General features: G+C 47.0%; 1 pseudogene. It reads left to right on the top strand.

What is annotated here, in order from left to right:
* Positions 1-140: 140 nt before the first annotated feature.
* A pseudogene (locus SB753_RS39680) lies at positions 141-251 on the top strand (resolvase); the annotation flags it as partial.

Here is a 251-nt window from a genome sequence, read left to right as displayed (position 1 = left end):
GGATCTAATGCAATTTTCGACAAGTCTTTATACTTCAATTTATTGCCTCAAAACTCTGGTGGCACATAACGAATGACATGGACTCCCCCTCATCAGACTTTGCCACACTTGGTTAGTCTGAACACGAAATCGCCGGAGGAGTGCTGGTTGAACAAATCGACCGCCTGGCACGGCTCAAACAAGGTGATTGGGAGACGTTGAAACAAAAGTTGGCCAGCAAACGCTTAGCCATTGTTTCACCGGAACTTCCC

It is taken from the genome of Paraburkholderia sp. SIMBA_053, assembly GCF_046534895.1.
GTDB lineage: Bacteria > Pseudomonadota > Gammaproteobacteria > Burkholderiales > Burkholderiaceae > Paraburkholderia > Paraburkholderia caledonica.
Note: the sequence above shows the minus strand (reverse complement) of the source record. Positions and strands in the feature narration are given on the sequence as shown.